Annotated in this window: 17 protein-coding genes; 6 read left to right on the forward strand and 11 right to left on the reverse strand. The window is 73.5% G+C overall.

The annotated features are described in order from the left end of the window. Positions 1–45: 45 nt before the first annotated feature. A complete protein-coding gene (locus BM288_RS12505) occupies positions 46–792 on the reverse strand; it encodes a lysoplasmalogenase family protein (RefSeq protein WP_177220385.1) in 747 nt (248 codons plus the stop codon). Positions 793–893: 101 nt separating this feature from the next. Here BM288_RS12505 and BM288_RS12510 point away from each other — a divergent pair, with 101 nt between their 5' ends. After that, positions 894–2,048: a P-loop NTPase family protein gene (locus BM288_RS12510; protein WP_092919283.1), complete on the forward strand. Its 1,155-nt coding sequence runs from the start codon at positions 894–896 to the stop codon at positions 2,046–2,048. 174 nt (positions 2,049–2,222) lie between these two features. Next, positions 2,223–3,926, forward strand: coding sequence for a thiamine pyrophosphate-binding protein (locus tag BM288_RS12515; protein WP_092919285.1), 1,704 nt, complete (start codon positions 2,223–2,225; stop codon positions 3,924–3,926). A 27-nt stretch (positions 3,927–3,953) separates the two neighbouring features. On the opposite strand, the gene BM288_RS12520 is transcribed toward BM288_RS12515, so the two are convergent. Both BM288_RS12520 and BM288_RS12525 read right to left on the reverse strand, forming a co-directional pair. Next, positions 3,954–6,173 carry a protealysin inhibitor emfourin gene (locus tag BM288_RS12520; RefSeq protein WP_177220386.1) on the reverse strand — a complete coding sequence of 740 codons (2,220 nt, stop codon included), beginning with the start codon at positions 6,171–6,173 and terminating at the stop codon, positions 3,954–3,956. Positions 6,174–6,178: 5 nt separating this feature from the next. Next, positions 6,179–6,466: a DUF1905 domain-containing protein gene (locus BM288_RS12525; RefSeq protein ID WP_092919289.1), complete on the reverse strand. Its 288-nt coding sequence runs from the start codon at positions 6,464–6,466 to the stop codon at positions 6,179–6,181. A 94-nt stretch (positions 6,467–6,560) separates the two neighbouring features. Here BM288_RS12525 and BM288_RS12530 point away from each other — a divergent pair, with 94 nt between their 5' ends. Continuing rightward, positions 6,561–7,208, forward strand: coding sequence for a DsbA family protein (locus tag BM288_RS12530; protein WP_092919291.1), 648 nt, complete (start codon positions 6,561–6,563; stop codon positions 7,206–7,208). A 221-nt stretch (positions 7,209–7,429) separates the two neighbouring features. Here BM288_RS12530 and BM288_RS12535 read toward each other — a convergent pair whose 3' ends face one another. Continuing rightward, positions 7,430–8,977, reverse strand: coding sequence for an alanine/glycine:cation symporter family protein (locus BM288_RS12535; RefSeq protein WP_092919293.1), 1,548 nt, complete (start codon positions 8,975–8,977; stop codon positions 7,430–7,432). A gap of 131 nt (positions 8,978–9,108) precedes the next feature. Between BM288_RS12535 and BM288_RS12540 the strand changes: the two genes are divergently transcribed. Beyond that, positions 9,109–10,053, forward strand: a complete 945-nt coding sequence (locus BM288_RS12540; protein ID WP_092919295.1) for a hypothetical protein — start codon at positions 9,109–9,111, stop codon at positions 10,051–10,053. 39 nt (positions 10,054–10,092) lie between these two features. Continuing rightward, positions 10,093–10,623 (forward strand): ASCH domain-containing protein, encoded by a 531-nt coding sequence (locus BM288_RS12545; protein ID WP_092919297.1) that lies wholly within the window; start codon positions 10,093–10,095, stop codon positions 10,621–10,623. 10 nt (positions 10,624–10,633) lie between these two features. Here the strand turns inward: BM288_RS12545 and BM288_RS12550 are convergent, their stop codons facing one another. The 7 genes from BM288_RS12550 to BM288_RS12580 form a co-directional block, all read right to left on the reverse strand. After that, positions 10,634–11,458 (reverse strand): thioesterase family protein, encoded by an 825-nt coding sequence (locus BM288_RS12550; RefSeq protein WP_092919299.1) that lies wholly within the window; start codon positions 11,456–11,458, stop codon positions 10,634–10,636. A gap of 52 nt (positions 11,459–11,510) precedes the next feature. Beyond that, entirely contained in the window at positions 11,511–12,038 is a 528-nt protein-coding gene (locus BM288_RS12555) for a hypothetical protein (RefSeq protein WP_092919301.1), read from the reverse strand. A gap of 5 nt (positions 12,039–12,043) precedes the next feature. Continuing rightward, entirely contained in the window at positions 12,044–13,588 is a 1,545-nt protein-coding gene (locus BM288_RS12560; RefSeq protein WP_143103108.1) for a serine/threonine-protein kinase, read from the reverse strand. Between the two features lie 115 nt (positions 13,589–13,703). Beyond that, complete coding sequence (locus BM288_RS12565; RefSeq protein WP_092919305.1) at positions 13,704–14,222, reverse strand: metallophosphoesterase family protein; 519 nt, start codon at positions 14,220–14,222, stop codon at positions 13,704–13,706. Further along, positions 14,219–14,728 (reverse strand): RES family NAD+ phosphorylase, encoded by a 510-nt coding sequence (locus BM288_RS12570; protein ID WP_318255555.1) that lies wholly within the window; start codon positions 14,726–14,728, stop codon positions 14,219–14,221. The genes BM288_RS12565 and BM288_RS12570 overlap by 4 nt, the downstream gene beginning before the upstream one ends. Continuing rightward, positions 14,725–15,573 (reverse strand): SDR family NAD(P)-dependent oxidoreductase, encoded by an 849-nt coding sequence (locus tag BM288_RS12575; protein ID WP_092919307.1) that lies wholly within the window; start codon positions 15,571–15,573, stop codon positions 14,725–14,727. The genes BM288_RS12570 and BM288_RS12575 overlap by 4 nt, the downstream gene beginning before the upstream one ends. Continuing rightward, positions 15,570–15,776: a hypothetical protein gene (locus tag BM288_RS12580; protein ID WP_092919806.1), complete on the reverse strand. Its 207-nt coding sequence runs from the start codon at positions 15,774–15,776 to the stop codon at positions 15,570–15,572. Before BM288_RS12580 ends, BM288_RS12575 begins: the two co-directional genes overlap by 4 nt. 93 nt (positions 15,777–15,869) lie before the next feature. Between BM288_RS12580 and BM288_RS12585 the strand changes: the two genes are divergently transcribed. Further along, complete coding sequence (locus BM288_RS12585; RefSeq protein WP_092919309.1) at positions 15,870–17,090, forward strand: saccharopine dehydrogenase family protein; 1,221 nt, start codon at positions 15,870–15,872, stop codon at positions 17,088–17,090. Positions 17,091–17,099: the final 9 nt, after the last annotated feature.

Consider the following 17,099-nt stretch of genomic DNA (forward strand, 5'->3'; position numbering starts at 1 on the left):
CACCAGGCCGGGGGATAGAAGTCCAGCCTGTGTCACTGATGATTGCTATTCGATGCGGTAATAGCCCGAGGTCGCCCGGTTCGCGGTGCTCGGCAGCGGGGCGGTCGACTCCGGAGCGCCCAGGCCCAGCCGTTGCTGCAGGCTCACCGCCAGCAGCGCCTGGGCGCCCACGTAGGGGATGAGCACGCAGAAGGTGCGCAGCGGGTCGGGGATGTCGATCACGAACAGGCCGATGCCCAGCACGAGATCGCTCGCCAGGAAGAGCAGCCCGCCGAGCAGGCCAGCGGTGTCGATCGCGGCAAAGGCGGCGACCGCCGCCAGCACCAAGGAGTACAACAGCACCGGGATGGCCAGCATGCCGGCGTTCACCGCGATGAGGATGCCGGCGATGAGCGCGACGATCGCGTAGCCGATCGCCGCCGGGTTCCACGCGAGCGAACGCTTGCGGGTCGGCCAGAGGGCGAACAGGTAGGCGATGTGACCCAGCAGGAACAGGCCCAGCAGCACGATCGTCATGCCGGTGGTGGCCCCGAAGCCGTCGCCCAGACCGCACAGGATGACCGCGGCGAGGTGCCAGCGGCCGACCGGATGCCGGAGCGCGCCGAGCAGCGCGAGCGCGATCGCGATGGGCGGCAGCAGCAACCACATGAGCACCGTGCGCACCAGGTTCAGCATGTCGGCGTCGCCCACGCCGATGCCGATCAGCGCCGCGGCCAGCAGGTTGACGGCGAGCACCACCGCGGCGACGAGCAGGCCGGTGCGCAGGGCACGGGGCAGCGGCGTCGCGGGCATGTGCCCCATCGTTCCACGCCCGGCGCCGGCGGGGCGGGTGCTCCTCGCGGCGGGTCGCCGTGTCGGGTCGCCGTGTCGGCGGGCGATGGCAGAGTGGGCGCGTGCACGACAACCCCTTCAGGCCCGGATTCGGTATCTCGCCGCCCATGCTGGCGGGTCGGGATGCGCTGCTCGACGAGTGGCGCGAGGTGTTCGGCCTGGGCGCGTGGTCGCCCTATCGCGCCGCGCTCGTCACCGGCATGCGCGGCGTCGGGAAGACCGTGCTGCTGAACGCAGTGGAGGATCTCGCGCTCGCCCACGACTGGACGGTGGTGCACGGCACGCTGCATGCGAGCCTCGTCGACGAACTCGAGCACGACCGGCTGCCCGCGCTCCTGCAGGCGCAGGACGCGGAGGCCGTCACGCGCGACGTCACGGGCGTCTCGGTGCCGCAGCTCGGCGGGATCACGACCGCCGTCGTGCGGCAGTACGAGCGCGAGCCTCGCCTCGAGAGCATGCTCGGCCGGCTCGTCGAGCTGGCGGAGGGGCGCGGCGCCGGTGTGCTGGTCTCGCTCGACGAGGTCGCGATCGAGTCGCTCGACCAGCTGCGCCGCATCGCCATCGCGGTGCAGCACCTGATGCGCGAGGACCGCCGCATCGCGATCGTCGCCGCCGGCGTGCCCGCCTCGATCGCAGCCGCGCTCGACGCCGACGGGCTCACCTTCTTCCGCCGCGCGCAGCAGGTGCGCCTCGACACCCTGACGCTCGCCGAGACCCGCGCCGCCATCGCCGAGCCCGTGCGCAGCCGCGGGCGCACCATCGGCGAGGCGGCCCTCGACCGCGCCGCGAGGGGCAGCGAGGGCTACCCCTATCTCGTGCAGTCCATCGGCGCCCGCGCCTGGGAGTACACGCCCAGCACCTCCGCGATCACGACGGATGCGGTGCAGCACGCCGTCGAGGTCGCGCACGCAGCCATGGGGGAGAGCGTGATCGTGCCGGCGCTGCGAGGGCTCTCGGCGCGCGACCGCGACTACCTGCTGGCGATGGCCGAGGACGACGGGCCGGCCTCGACGGCTGCGGTCGCCGAGCGCATGGGCGCGACGAGCGGCAATGCCGGCAGGCAGCGCTCGCGCCTGCTCGACGGCGGCATCATCGTCGCGCCCGAGCGCGGTCGGGTGGAGTTCGCGATCCCGCGCATGCGCGAGCACCTGCGCGCACATCCGCACGACGCGCAGCTGGGCCTGCCCACCAAGGCTCGCGAGACCTTCCGCGACTGACCGCCGACCGGATACGATCGTCGGCGTCAGGCATCGCGTCCCACCCGGTGCCGGTCTCGAGAAAAGGGACCACGCGCATCCGCGCGCGACACACATGGACCCCATCGATGAGGTTCCGTGCCGTGTCGCAGCAGCGCCGCGCCGTCGAGCCTCCTTCTCTGCCGGAGAGCCCCCATGTCTGAGACCACCATCACCGTCTCGGCCGCAGTCGCGGCCGAGCTCGAGCAGCACGCCAGCGATGTCTTCGCCCTGATGGGCAACGGCAACGCCTGGTTCCTCGACGCCGTCGTCCGCCGCAGTGCCATGCGGCTGACGACCGTGCGCCACGAGGCGGCGACCGTGGCAGCTGCCGACGCCTTCTACCGGGCGAGCGGGCAGCTCGCGGTCGCCACCACCACCTACGGCCCGGGCTACACGAACGCCATCACCCCGCTCGCCGAGGCCGCGCAGGCGCGCATACCGCTCGTGCTCGTCGTCGGCGACCAGCCCACCAGCGGCCGCCGCCCGTGGGATGTCGATCAGGCCGCGATCGCCGACGCCGTCGGTGCGGCCGCGATCGTGGTCGGCCGTGGCGACGCCCGGTCGGCGACCCGTCGCGCGGTCGAGACCGCGCTCCTCGAGCGCCGTCCTGTCGTGCTGGGCATCCCGTACGACGTCGCGCACGCTCAGCTCGAGGGCGACGGCGTGCAGTCAGCATCGCTCGATGCAGCTTCGGAGCCGTTCGTCTCGATCGACGCCGAGCAGCTCGCCGGGGTGGCCCAGGCCCTGGCGGGAGCGCGCCGGCCGCTGCTGCTCGCGGGGCGCGGTGCACACTTGGCCGGCGCAGCGGAGGCCCTGCGCGAGCTCGCGGCTCGGCTCGGCGCGCGCACTGCCTCGAGCGCGCTCGGCAGCGGCATCTTCGCGCCCGACCACCGCCACCTCGGCATCTGCGGCGGCTTCGCCTCCGACCGCGCGGCGGAGGCGATCGAGCAGGCCGACGTGGCGCTGGTCGTCGGCGCCGGCCTCAACCAGTTCCAGATGCGCTTCGGCGACGCCTTCGCGGCCGACGCCCGCATCGTCCAGGTGGACATCCTGGACGCCGCGACCAACCCTCGCGTCGACGAGCTCGTGCGCGGCGACGCGCGGCTGGTCGCCGAGGCGCTGCTCGCGCTGACCGCCGGCGACGCCGCGGCCGCCGAGGACAGCAGTCGACAGGGCGACGAGGGGTGGGCCGCGGCGGGCTTCGGCGACGTCACCGGCGTGCACTTCGAGCGCCAGCCTGGCGATGCGGCCGCACCGGACGGCCGCCTCGACCCGCGCAGCCTGTTCCACGCGCTCGAGCGCATCCTGCCCGCCGACCGCGTCATCGTGCAGGACGGCGGCCACTTCATCGGCTGGGCGCCCACGCACCTCAGCGTCGCCGACCCCGAGCGGCTGCTGATGGTCGGCACCGCCTTCCAGACGATCGGCCTCGGGTTCCCGAGTGCGGTCGGCGCCGGTGCCGCGCGGCCCGAGTCGACCATCGTGCTGGTCTCCGGCGACGGCGGAGCGCTGATGGGGCTGGCCGATCTCGACAGCGTCGTGCGCACCGTGCGCCGCGGCGTGATCGTGCTCGTGAACGACGCCGCTTACGGCGCCGAGGTGCACCAGTACGCCGTGCGAGGCGTCGCCGAGGCGCCGATGCTCATCGAGCAGGTCGACTTCGCCGCACTCGGCCGAGGCCTTGGCGCCACCGCGGCGGTCATCGAGACGCTGGACGACCTGCGGCAGCTGGAGGACTGGCTCGCCGCGGGAGAGGACGGCGTCTTCGTCGCCGACTGCCGCGTGAGCCAGCAGGTCGTCGCGCCTTACATGGTCGAGATCCGCGAGGCGGCCATGCGCGCCGCCGCAGCGGACTAGGAGCGGGCCGCCCGCGGCGGCGGTGGACTACGCGGGCTCGTCACCGAGCTCGAGCAGGCGCCTGAACAGCGACAGCACCTCCTCGGGCAGCAGCGGCTCGGCGACCGTCACGTCGCACTTCGTCTCGACCGTCACGCGCCACAGCGGGGCATCCGGCAGCGTCTGCCCGCCGAGGTCCTCCAGCACGCCGGAGGCGACGAGCGTGTCGAGCTGCTGCCGGTCGTCGCCCGGGATGACCTGCAGCTCGAGCACCGCAGCCTGTGTGCGCCCGAGCATGCCACCCGTGCGGGCGACCCTGACCTCGTCGGCGACCGGCGCATCCGGCACTGCCTCGTCGGTCACGCCGACTGCCGCCCACGCCTCGCGCACCGCCCGCGTCTCGGCAGCGTCGTCGCCGAAGCGGGCGACGGATGCGTCCACGGTCGCGGCCGCGAAGGTCGCGAAGTCGGCGGTGCGGTCCAGGCTGCCGGTGAGGGCGTCCATCCAGATCAGGCCCGGTGCCTCCCACGCGTTCCCGCCGATCGCGGTGGCGACCAGGTAAAAGGCCTTGTTCGGGATGCCGGAGTTGATGTGCACGCCGCCGAGATCGTCGCGGGTGACGATGAAGTCGCGCATGTGACCGGGCTGCGGGTCCTTGCCGAGCGCCGGATCGTCGTAGGCGGTGCCGGGCGCCGACATCGAGCGCAGCGCCACGCCCTGCACCGTGTCGGTGAAGACGCCGGCGCCGATGAGCCAGTCGGCCTGCTCGGCGCTCTGCCGGAGCGCGTGCTGCTTGACGAGCGAGCCGAGCACATCGGCGATCGACTCGTTCAGGGCACCGGACTGGTCGCGGTAGACGAGGTCGGCGGTGGAGGAGATCACGCCGTGGCCGAGCTCGTGCCCGATCACGTCGACGGCGTTCGTGAAGCCGGCGAACACCTCGCCGTCGCCGTCGCCGAACACCATGCGCGTGCCGTCCCAGAAGGCGTTCGCGTAGCGGTCGCCGTAGTGCACGGTCGCCAGCAGCGGCATGCCCGCGCCGTCGAGCGAGTCGCGTCCGAAGGCATCCATCAGCAGCTGCCACGAGGCGCCGAGGCCGTCGTACGCCTGGTTCACGGCGATGTCGTCCGTCGGCTCTTCGCCCTCGGTGCGCACCGCGCTGCCTGGCAGCGTCGTGGCCCCCTTCGCGTCGCTGATCGTGCGGTGCGGCGCTGGCGGCTCGCCCGGGACGCGCACGGGGGCGTCGGGTCGCAGGCTCGGCTGTTGCGGCGCGGTGGTCTCGCGACCGGTGCGGATGCCTCGGTCGAGGCCCAGGGTGCGCTCGGCGACGATCGAGGCCGTCGGGAGGCCCGCGGCGGCGAGCTGCTCGAGCAGGTACGGCGGCACGATGCCCCGGCGGACCGGCGCCGACAGCTCGGTGGCGGCGGGGGCGACCGACGGAGTCTCGGCTGCTGGAGCGTCGGTCGCGCGGCGTGCGAGCGCCTGCGCGACGCGCGGGGCGACGATGCTCGACCACAGCCGGTAGCCCGCGGCCGAGGGGTGGAAGCCGTCGGCCGCGTGCTGCTCGGGCTCGACGATCGCCGGCGTCGGCAGGTGGAGCACGCGCGGATCGTCGGCGGCGATGCGCTGCTGCACGTCGTCGAGCGTGCGCGCATGGCCGCCGATGAGCGAGCGGACAGGCTGCGGCAGCCAGACGAAGGTGTCGATCTGGGGCGTGCCCGTGAGGCCGATGACGCCGCCGGGGGAGAGGTGCTCGGAGAGCCCGGCGACCAGCCGGCGGATGGATCTCGCGAAGGCCCCGCGGCCGACCAGCTGCAGCGCGTCGTTGGCGCCGACGAGGAGCAGGATCGCGTCCCACTCGCCCTCCACCTCTGGCAGGTGGCGCTCGAGCACCTGGGCCGTGGTCAAGCCCTCGAGCCCGATGATGCGCCACGCGACCGGCCGCTGCTCGCGAGCGGCGAGGCGCTTGCCGGTCTGCAGCACGAGGCCGTCCTCGAGCCGCTCTGCGCCGACGCCCGTGGCGGTGGAGTCGCCGATCGCGAGCAGGCGCAGCGGAGTGGCGCCGCCGCCCTCGGGTGCCGCGATCGTGCCGTGCCGCTGCCCCTTCGGCTCCGGCAGCCACACGAGGTTGCGCTGCAGCTGCTTCGCCTGCTGCAGCAGCACCGGTGCCAGGGCGAGTGCGGCCGGCTTCGCGAGGCGGTGGATGGTGCGCTCAGCGGCCTTCGCCGCATCTGCGGTGAGGCTGCCGAGACGTGCTGCGATCTCCATGCCCCTCATCGTCCCAGACGCATCCGGGCAGTCATCTGATCGCCGACGCCGACCCCCTCGGCGCGCTGCACCGCCACCTTGACCGGCAGCAGGTAGCCGCCCTCACGCGGGAAGAGCGAGGTGGTGAAGGTCGTGCCGCCGATCACGGCCTGCGCGGGGATGCAGCCCCAGCCGTAGGTGAGCTCGCTCGCCAGCTCGGCGATCATCGCCGCCTCGTCGGGCGGCACCGGGAGGAAGACGAAGGGCGCAGGGCCGCGCCACTCGATCGCGATGCCGGTGAACTCGAACTCCACGGCGCGAGACTACTCGCGCGCGCCGACACGACCCATGCCAGATGCACAGCCCATCGGGGCAGGTAATGCCTGTTCGCCGGGTAACCTTGTACCCATGTCGAAGAACGCCGTCATCAGCATCGCCACCGTCGTGGGGGCGATCGTCGTGATCGTCGCCGTCGCCCTCCTGGTGGTGCGCCCGTGGGAGAGCTCGCAGCCGGTCGCCGGCAGCGACGTGCAGCTGGTCGACGAGAGCACGCACATCCTGGACGACGCGGGGGAGGGCGCCCCGGTCGTCGTGGAGTTCTTCGACTACGAGTGCCCGTCGTGCGGCCAGTTCCACCCGATCGTGGAGGACCTGCGCGAGCGCTACGAGGGCCAGGTGACCTTCGCCGTGCGCTACTTCCCGCTGGAGATGCACCCGAACGCGGTGCCCGCCGCTGCTGCCGCCGAGGCTGCCGCGCAGCAGGGTGAGTTCGAGGCGATGCACTCCATGCTCTTCGAGCACCAGGCCGAGTGGGCCGGCACCGAGGACGCCGCGGCGACCTTCCGCGGCTACGCCGAGCAGCTCGGCCTCGACCTGGCGGCCTACGACGCCGCAGTTGTGGCCGAGGAGACGGCCGACCGCATCGCGCACGACTACGAGGCCGGCATCGCGGCGGGCGTGCAGTCGACCCCGACGTTCTTCGTCGACGGTGAGATGGTCGAGCTGCAGAACTACGACGACGTCGAGACGGCGATCCAGCAGGCGCTGGAGCAGTAGCCCGGCCGGCGGCTCATACCTGGGACGAGTGAGCGGCGGTGCCGCTGGCGGCCCGACGGGGAGATGGGCCACCAGCGACGGCGACTCGAGGCGCGGCTTGCGCTCGTGCCCTCTGTCGCGCTCACCGTAGACCCAGCGGGCAGGCCAGACGATGGGCAGAACTCCCCATCACGCTCGCCAGCCCGCGTCCAGTCCGCGGCACACCGGCAGCCGCCGGGCGATCAGCCGTCGGATCGCGGCGTCTGCTCGACGCCGTCGCGCCCGACCGGTTCGCCGTGGATCGCCGACAGGTCGAGGCGCGACGTGCCCACCCGGTCGCCCGCCTTCCAGTCGGCCCAGCCGGGCTGATCGCCCATGAACGCCTCGATCTCGCCCTTCGACGCCTCGAGCCTCGGGTCGTGCCTGAGGTAGTGCCGGGTCTCGCGGGCGACGAGCCCCGAGAGGATGAGCAGCCCGATCAGGTTGGGCAGCGCCATCAGCCCGTTCGCGATGTCCGAGAACTTCCAGACCGTGTCGAGCGAGATCGTGCAGCCGACGAAGACCACCAGCGCGAACAGCACGCGGAACGGCATCACCAGGCGGCGCCCGAAGAGCCGCTCGATGTTGCGCTCGCCGTAGTACGACCAGCCGAGGATGGTGGAGAAGGCGAACATCACGAGCCCGATGGTCACGACCCAGTGGCCCCATTCGCCCGGCAGCCCATGGGTGAAGGCCTCGCCGGTCATGAGCGCGGCGCTGAGCTGCTCGCCGGTGGCGGCGTCGATGTCGTCCCACACCCCCGTGACGACGATCGTCAGCCCGGTGATGCTCACGACGATGAGCGTGTCGATGAACGTCTGCGTCATCGACACCAGCCCCTGCCGCACCGGGTGGGTGGTCTTCGCGGCCGCCGCCGCGATGGCGGCGGAGCCGAGGCCCGACTCGTTCGAGAAGAGGCCGCGCGCGACGCCCATCTGCACGGCGATGATGAGCACCGAGCCGGCGAAGCCGCCCACCGCCGCCGTGCCGGTGAAGGCCTGCGAGACGATCGCGCCGAAGGCTGCCGGCAGCTCGCCCGCGTTCGCACCCAGGATGTAGAGCCCGCTCAGCACGTAGAAGACGATCATCACGGGCACGAAGGCGGCGGTGACCTTGCCGATCGACTTGATGCCGCCGACGAGCACGACCAGCGTCAGCACCGTCAGCACCGCTCCGGTGACCCAGGTCGGCAGCCCCCAGCTGTGCTCGACGTTGGAGGCGATGGAGTTGCCCTGCGTCATGTTGCCGATGCCGAAGCAGGCGACGACCGTGAAGATCGTGAACGAGAGCGCCAGCACCTTGCCGAGCGGTCCCCGGATGCCCCGCTGCAGGTAGATCTGCGGGCCGCCCGACTTCTCGCCCGCCTCGTCGGTGGTGCGGAAGCGCACGGCGAGGTACGCCTCGGTGTACTTCGAGGCCATGCCGACCAGGCCCGTCACCCACATCCAGAACAGCGCGCCGGGCCCGCCGATGCCGATCGCGGTCGCGACGCCGACGATGTTGCCCGTGCCGACGGTCGCCGCCAGCGCGGTGGTGAGCGCCTGGAACTGCGAGATGTCGCCCTCTGCGCCCTGATCCCGGCTCTTGCCGATCCCCAGTCGCAGGCCCGCGGCGAGCTTCAGGAACTGCAGCCCGCCGAGCCGGATCGTCAGGTACAGCCCGGTGCCGACCAGCAGCGGGATGAGCAGGAAGGGCCCCCAGATCACGCCGCTGATGGTGTCGAGGATGTCGTTCAGTGGCGTCAGATCCATCGTCTCTCCGGTTGTGTGCATCGCGGTCGGTGGGGCGCACGGCGGCTGGTGCTGGCGCGCGGCACGATGTCAGAGATTACATGCCGAGCGGGTCGCTGCCGGGCTCACGCCGCGCGTGGCACCATGGCGGCGTGCGGGTGCGGAGGAGCGGGTGCGTCGGGCTGGCGCTCGGCGCACTGCTGCTGACGGGCGGATGCGCTGCCTCGCCCGCGCCGGCGCCCTCCGTGACCGCGGGGGCGACGCCGATGCCGAGCGCCGGCGTCGCGCCGGCGGGGCCCGAGGTGCCTGCGGAGCCCGAGGTGCCGGCGGAGCCGGAGGTGCTGATGGAGATCGTGCAGCTGCGCGGCGACGTCGCCTCCGGGCACATCGAGCTGCGCGTCACGAATGGGTCGGATGCGTCGCTGCGCGTCGTGCGGGCGACGTACGCGTCGAGCAGGTGGTCGGCGCCGATGGTGCGCGAGGACGAGGCCGTCATCCCGCCGGGGCAGCGGCGCAACCTGCGGCTGCAGCTGCCGGAGCCCACGTGCGACCGGCGCGCGCCGATCGAGCACCTGGCGACGCTCGAGCTGACGGACGGCACGGTGCTGGAGCAGCAGCCGGCCGATCCGCTCGACCAGCTCGAGCGGCTGGGGCAGGAGATCTGCGACCTGCGGCTGTTCGAGGAGGCGGTGGCGCAGCTGACCTGGCTCGAGCCGAGCATCCCCGCCGACGGCTCGGGGCCGGCGGTGCTGCGACTGCACGTCGTGCCCGCGCAGCAGCCCGGTGAGCAGCGCGGCTGGATCGGAGCGCTGACAGCCACCGTCCTGCTCACGCCCGTGGACGCATCCGGCACCAGGGTCGAAGACCTGCCGCTCGACCTCACCATCGAGCGCGGTGACGCGGCGACCGTGCTGGAGATGCCGCTGGAGCCAGGCCGATGCGACCCGCACGCGATCGCGGAGGACAAGCAGGGCACGATCTTCCGCCTGCTGGCGATGATGGGCGGCGAGCCCGTCGAACTCGTGCTGCCATCGCCGGATGCCCAGCGGGAGGCGCTGCTCGACTGGGCGGTCGCGCGCTGCGCCGCCGAGCCGTAGCGCGCGTCGGCGGCCGTCGTCCGTGGCACGATGGCAGCCATGAGCGACGCAGATGCGAGGACCCCGGCCGGCGAGCCCGACCTGACGGCCGCAGCGGCCATGTGGGATGCCTATGCGGCGGCCCATCCGCAGGCGGTCGCGAGCGGCGCCGAGCACACCGTGGAGCGGTTCGGCGACTCCGAGCAGCTCGCCGACGCGCTGCTCGAGATCGTGCTGAGCGGCCGCAAGCGCGCGACCGCCGAGCTGGTCTCGGAGTTCCTCGCCGCCGGTGAGCAGCTGCCGCGCGTCGGCTCGCACTGGATCGCCTGCGACGGCCGTGGCGCACCGCGCATCGTCATCCGCAGCACCGAGCTGCGCGTCGGGCCCTTCGGCAGTGTCGACGCCGCCTTCGCCGCCGACGAGGGGGAGGACGACGGCTCCCTCGCGTCGTGGCAGGACGAGCACCGCCGCTACTGGCAGCGCACCACCGCCGCACGCGGTGCGACCTGGAACGAGCAGGACGAGATCGTCTTCGAGCGCTTCGCGGTGGTGTGGCCGCCCGAGCTCGCGGACGGAGCCGTCCGCGGCTGAGGCGGCTCCGCTACTGCCGCAGCGGCGAGGGCCGCACGGTGAGCGTCTGCAGCGCGAAGCCGACGTGCCCGCGCTCGTCGTGCAGCGCGGTGTGGGTGATGCCCTGGCCGGCGGGGCCGAACGAGACGGTCGTTTCGTAGCCGACCCAGGCACCCTCGGGCTCGCGGTGCAGGTGGATCGTCAGATCGAGGTTGGGGAACATCCACGCGTCCGGCTGCTCGCGCACGGCGATGCCGTTCGCGCCGTCGATGAGGCCGATCCAGGCCGCGATGTGCTCGTAGGCCTCGCCGGCGACGAGCGGATGCGCGGTGCGCTGCCAGCCGCGGTTGCGGCCGGGTGCGCGGGAGCCGTCCTCGCGGAACTCGACCGAGTGCACGTAGCCGCCGCCCCAGCCCTTGGCGAAGTCGGAGGCCTGCATCGCCGCGGGTGCCGGCAGCGGCTCGGCGTCGCCGCCCGCGACCGCCGCGGTGTCGACCGCAACGCTGTGCCAGGCGCGCGCGACGGCGACGTCGCGACCGGCGATGGATGCGGTCGCCTCGGTGAGCTCGATCGTGCGACCCGGGCGCCGGGTCTCGACCCGCACCGTCGTCTCCTCGAGCGCGAGGAAGCCGAGGATGTCGAAGGTCATGCGCGAGAGTCGCAGCGGCGCGGCCTCACCCGCGTGCCGCTCGATGCGATGCGCCTCGATCGCGTGCGTCAACAGCCCGCCGAGCGGCGCGAAGTGCATCTCGCCCGGCTGCCAGGCGCCCTCGGCCGCCGCGGTCGGCGCATAGCGGCCCTCGCCGTGCGCGACGAAGTACGGATCGGGGGCGGCGGCAGCGGCATCAGCGGGCATGGCTCCGATCCTGCCAGCGAATGGGCAGCGGTCCGTGCGCACCGACGTTCGGCTACGCGCCTTGGGGCGGGTGCAGCAGCAGGTCGGCGAGGTCGTCGAGGTAGCGCTCGAGCAACACGGGCGCATCGCGGCCCCACCGTGCCCACGCCTGCCCGTCCTTCACGAACAGCGGTCCGGAGGCGCCGATGAGCGTCTCGTCGACCGCGATCGGCGTGATGCCGTGGTTGACCGACTCGCCCATCGGGAAGCCGCCGACGAGCGCTGCCGCCCGGTACGCCCGGCGGGTCTCGACGGATGCGGTGTGATGCTGCGGGCGGCCGGGCTCGGCCACGCGGGTGGAGATGCCCGTCGCCCAGACCGCGCCGTCCCTCTGCAGCAGCAGGGAACCCATCCGCCATGCCCGACCGAGGGGGCGCATCGTCGGCCGGCGCTGGATCATGCCCAGCAGCGGCTTCGGCTCGTCGTAGCGGGCGAGCGCCTCGTCACGGGCGCCGGCAGCGGCGAGTCGCTCGGCGGTCGCGCGCAGGAGCGCCGCGGCGTGCTCGATCGCCGCGGCGTCCGCCGCTGCTGGGTGGCTCACGTCGCTCAGCTGCTGCTGGTCTCTTCCGGCGGAGCCGGCATGCCTGACGGGGCTGGAGACGTCTCGGTGGGCGCGGGCGGCGGCGGCGCCGACTGGGTGGGCGCAGGCTCGGCGGGGGCGGTCTCGGCGGGGGCGGTCTCGGCAGGGGCGGTCTCCGCCGGCGCCGTCTCCGCGGGAGCGGTCTCGGCGGGTGCGGTCTCCGGCGGCGCTGGAGCCGGCTCGTCGTCGGTGACGACGGGGGTCGTCGTGCCGGTGGTCGGCGTCGGGGTGGGGGGCGCCGAGGTCTCGGTGACGAGGTCGGCGGGGGCCTGCGAGACCTCGGGCACGTCGGCCGTGCCCGACTGGGGGAGCCCGATGCCCTGCATCGCGAAGACCGCGACGGCGGCCACGATCGCCAGGGCCGCGGCCACGCTGCCGGCGACGACCCAGTTGCGCCGAGGCCGGCGGCCGGTCGGCACGGCGAATTCCTTGGTGTCGCCGTGGTCGTCGTCGTTGTCGGCGAGCGACGGGGCCGCGGCGACGGGTCGGGCGGCGCTGGCGGCAGTCGCTTCTGGCACAGCGCCGGCGCCGGCGATGTCGGTGGCGACCAGGCCGGTGGCGGTCGCGCCAGTTGCACCTGCGCCGGTCGCCGCTGTGCCGAGCGCCGCGGCTCCGGCCGCCGGCGCAGCAGCGGGCGCCGGCTGGTCGCGCGGCGGCACTACCGGCAGCTCCTCCGCGGTCGCCGCGAGCCGCTGGAGCACCGCCTTGGCCGTGGGGCGGGAGTCGGGGTCGCGGGCGGTCATCGCCGTGAGCAGCGACTTCCAGTGGTAGCCGATCTCACCGGGCACCTGCGGGTCGCGGGCCTGCCGGGCGCTCAGCGACTCCATCAGCGGTCCGGGGTACTCGCGGTGGCCCGTGATGGCCTCGAGCAGCACGAGGCCGAGCGAGTAGACGTCCGACGCGGGTCCGACGCGCCCGCCGGCGGCCTGCTCCGGGCTCAGGTAGGCGGCGGTGCCGAGCACGGTGCCGGTATCGGTCAGCCGGTCGCCGTCGATGATGGCCGCGATGCCGAAGTCGGCGAGCTTCGCGGTGAACTCGTGCCCCGGCACGAGCGAGGGCGCCAGCAGGATGTTGGCGGGCTTGATGTCGCGGTGCACGACGCCGTGCGCGTGCACGACGACGAGCGCCTCGATCATGTCCTGCGCCATGTGCGCGAGGTCGATCGGCGCGATCGGCCCTGCTGCGGCGCGCATGCCGAGGGTCGGTCCGTCGACGAGCTCCATCACCAGGTAGGTCACGGGGCGCGCCTCGAGCACGGCGGTGCCCGCGTCGAACAGCGTCACGAGCGCGCGATGGCTCAGGGTGGCGAGCAGGTCGATCTCCGCGCCGATGCGCTCGAGCTCCACCGGCTCCGCCGACGTTCGGATGAGTGCCTTCACGGCGACCTCGCGGCCGAGCGTCTCGTCGACGGCTCGGTGCACGAAGGACATGCCGCCGGCACCCAGCAGCGAGCCGATGCGGTACCGGTCGGCGAGGAGCGCTCCGGGCGTGAGCGGATCGACTCCCTGCACGATGTCCCTCCAGGTCTTCGGCGCAGTGCTGCCGTTGTACCCCAAGCGTACCCATGCAAGCCTGGGGCCCGGCCCCACACCGGCCGATGCCGGCTCAGCACCGGTGGATGCCGGCTCAGCGCGGTGTCGGCACGAGCGTCACCTCGCGCAGCGCTCCCGCCTCGGCCTCCAACGTCATCACGGTGCCGACCGGCTGGCGGCGGCGGTCGGTGGGCGAACCGGGATTGAGCAGGCGCAGCCCCGACGGGGAGACGCTGTCCCAGGGGATGTGGGAGTGCCCGAACACGAGCACGTCGGCCGGCTGCTCGGATGCCGGCCCGAAGCGCGCGTCGCACCGGCGCTCGCGCCCGGCGGCGCTGCCGGTCTCGTGCACCACGGCGAAGCGCACGCCCTCGACCTCGACGCGCGCGAGACCGCCGAGCCGCTGCCAGAGCTCGGGACCGTCGTTGTTGCCCGCGACGGCCACGAGCCGGCGAGCCCGGACCTCGAGCGCATCCAGCAGCGCGACATCGACCCAGTCGCCGGCGTGGATGACGAGATCGGCCTCGTCCACCATCCGCCACACCTGCTCCTGCAGCGCCTTCGCGCGCACCGGCAGGTGGGTGTCGCTCAGCAGCAGCACGCGAGCGCTCACCCGCGCCCACCGGCCATCGTCACCACCGGAGCACCGGGGCGGTTCCAGTCGAACAGCGCCAGATGCCACAGGCCGGGGCGCTTGCGCGAGGGGTCGATGAGACCGCGGGCACCGAGCTCGACCAGCCGATCGCGCACACCCCACGACGGCGGCTCCGCACCGGCGCGCACCGCCGCCTGCCACGGCGCGGTCGCATCGGCCAGCTCGATGCCGGCAGCCTCGAGCGCAGCCGCGTCCCGCAGATCGACGATGCCCGACGCATCCACGTCGATCTCGACCACCACGAGCTTGCTGCTGCGGGCATCCGCGTGCGCCTCGAGCGCGGCGGCGACCCCCTCGCGGGAGGCGCTGAGGTACAGCGTCGGCGAGGACGCCCGGGAGTAGCGGCCCGCGGTTCGCGAGCCTTCGAGCGCCGAGTCGAGATGCGCGGGGTCGACGGCCCGGTAGCAGCGGCCCGTGACGCGCGAGGTGAGCGCGTCGATGCGCACGACCGCGGGGCCGGTCACCGCGCGCCCCGCAGCCAGGGCGCGACGCGCGCCTCGCTGCGCTCCCAGAGGCGGTCGACGAGCACGTCGGCGTGCACGAGCGGGTTCGTCTGCGACGGGGTTGCGGGGGTGGTCTCGGCGTAGAAGGTGCCCGGCTGCCAGGTGGTGCCGGGGGTGCCCTCGACGAAGTGCCGCAGGTGCTCGCCGCCCTGCTCGGGGCTGATGAGCAGCAGCCGCGCGAGCGGCGTGCGGTAGACGAGGCGCAGGATGCTGGTGGAGCCGGTGGCGAAGCCGGTGCGCACGTTGCCGGGGTCGAAGGCGACGGGGCGGATGCCGGCGTCGCCGTAGCGCGCCAGCAGGCCACGGGCGTGCAGGACGTTCGCCAGCTTCGCATTGCCGTAGGCGCGGTTGGAGCTGTACGAACGCTCGGTGTCGAGGTCGTCGACATCGAAGCGGGCGAGCAGCCGGGCAGCGGAGCTCGACGTGTTGACGACGATGCCGCTGCCCGCCTGCAGCTGCGGCAGCAGCAGCTGCGTGAGCAGGAACGGCGCCAGGTGGTTGACCTGGAAGGTGAGCTCGTTGCCGTCGGCGGTGACGGTGCGACGGCCGAGGAGGCCGCCGGCATTGTTGGCCAGCACGTCGATGCGGTCGGCGGCGCCGCGCAGCTCGTCGGCGAGCCGCGCCACCTCGTCGAGGCTCGAGTAGTCGGCGATGAAGCGCTCAGCACCCAGCGCATCCGCGACCGCTGCCGTCTTCTCGGGGGAGCGGCCCACCAGCAGCAGCCGATGCCCCACCCGCGCCAGCTGCCGCGCCGCGGCCGCGCCGATGCCGTCGGAGGCGCCGGTGAGCACGATCGTGCGCGTCACGGGCGTCGCTGCATTCGCTCGTTGCCGTGCTTGTAGTTGCCGGTCACGCGCGCCATCAGCTGCTGCCGGTCGCCGCACTCGACATCCCGCAGGAACTTCGCCGCCGCCGCCTTGCGCAGGGTCGACGCGAGCGTGCCGTGGTGCCGGATCTCCACGCGATCGTCTCGCGCCGTGTACTCGAACCCCTCTGGTGCGCCAGCCATGCGCACCAGCATGCCAGCGCACGCGCGCATCGTGCCGAGACCAGCCGCTCACCTGCCAGCCGGCTCGGAGAAGACCGGAGGACGATGAGCGGCATGGCTGACCGCGAATTCGACCTGACACTGTTCGGCGCGAGCGGCTTCGTGGGGCGGCTGGTGGCCGAGCACCTCGCGCGCACCGCACCGGCGGGCCTCCGCATCGCGCTGGCGGGCCGGTCGCAGGAGCGGCTCGCGCGCGTGCGGGCCGAGCTGCCCGGTGCCGCCGCCGACTGGCCGCTGGTGCTGGCCGACAGCGACGACCGCGCGAGCCTGCGAGCCCTGGCGACGCGCACCCGCGTGGTGGTGAGCACGGTCGGCCCCTACCTGCGGCACGGCATCCCGCTGGTGGAGGCCTGCGCGGAGCTCGGCACCGACTACGCCGACCTGAGCGGCGAGGTGCTGTTCGTGCGCGAGATCGTCTATCGCTGCCACGATGCGGCGGTGGCGAGCGGTGCGCGCATCGTGGTGTCGTGCGGCTTCGACGCGGTGCCCTCCGACCTCGCGGTGCACCTGCTGCACGAGCGCGCGCTCGCCGACGGCGCGGGGGCGCTGACCGACACGACGCTGCGGGTGCGGCGCCTCGCGGGCGGGCTGAGCGGCGGCACGATCGATTCGATGCGGCTGCAGCTCGCGAGGATGCGCGGGGACCGATCGGCGCAGCGGATCGTCTCCGACCCTGCGGCGCTGAGCGGCGGGCGGGAGGCCGCCCCCGGCCAGCCGGATCTCTGGCGGCACTTCGCTGACGACGAGACGGGCACGTGGAACGCCCCGTTCGTGATGGCCGGCTACAACACGAGGCTGGTGCGGCGATCGGATGCCCTGCTCGGCGGAGCCTACGGCGCGAGGTTCCGCTACCGCGAGGTCGTGCCCACCGGCCGCGGCCTGCGGGGGAGGGCGCGGGCGGCGCTGCTCGCGGCGGGCTTGCGAGCGGCGATGGCGGGCATGGCGACGCCGGGCATCCGCGACGTCCTCGATCAGCTGCTCCCTGCACCAGGGGAGGGTCCGTCCGCCGAGCGGCGCAGGACAGGATCGTTCGTGATGGAGACGCGCACCCGCACCGAGCACGGGCGCCGATACACGGCGACCGTCGCCGCAGAGGGCGATCCCGGGTATGCCGCGACCTCGGTGATGCTGGGCCAGGCCGGTCTCGCACTCGCTGTCGACGCCGAGCGCTGCAGCGAGCAGGGCGGCGTGCTCACGCCGGCGGTGGCGCTGGGCGGGGTGCTCGCGGAGAGGCTGTGCGCGCAGGGCTTCACGCTCGAGGTGCACGAGGTCTGAGCGCACCGG

It is taken from the genome of Agrococcus baldri, assembly GCA_900114805.1.
Lineage (GTDB): Bacteria > Actinomycetota > Actinomycetes > Actinomycetales > Microbacteriaceae > Agrococcus > Agrococcus baldri.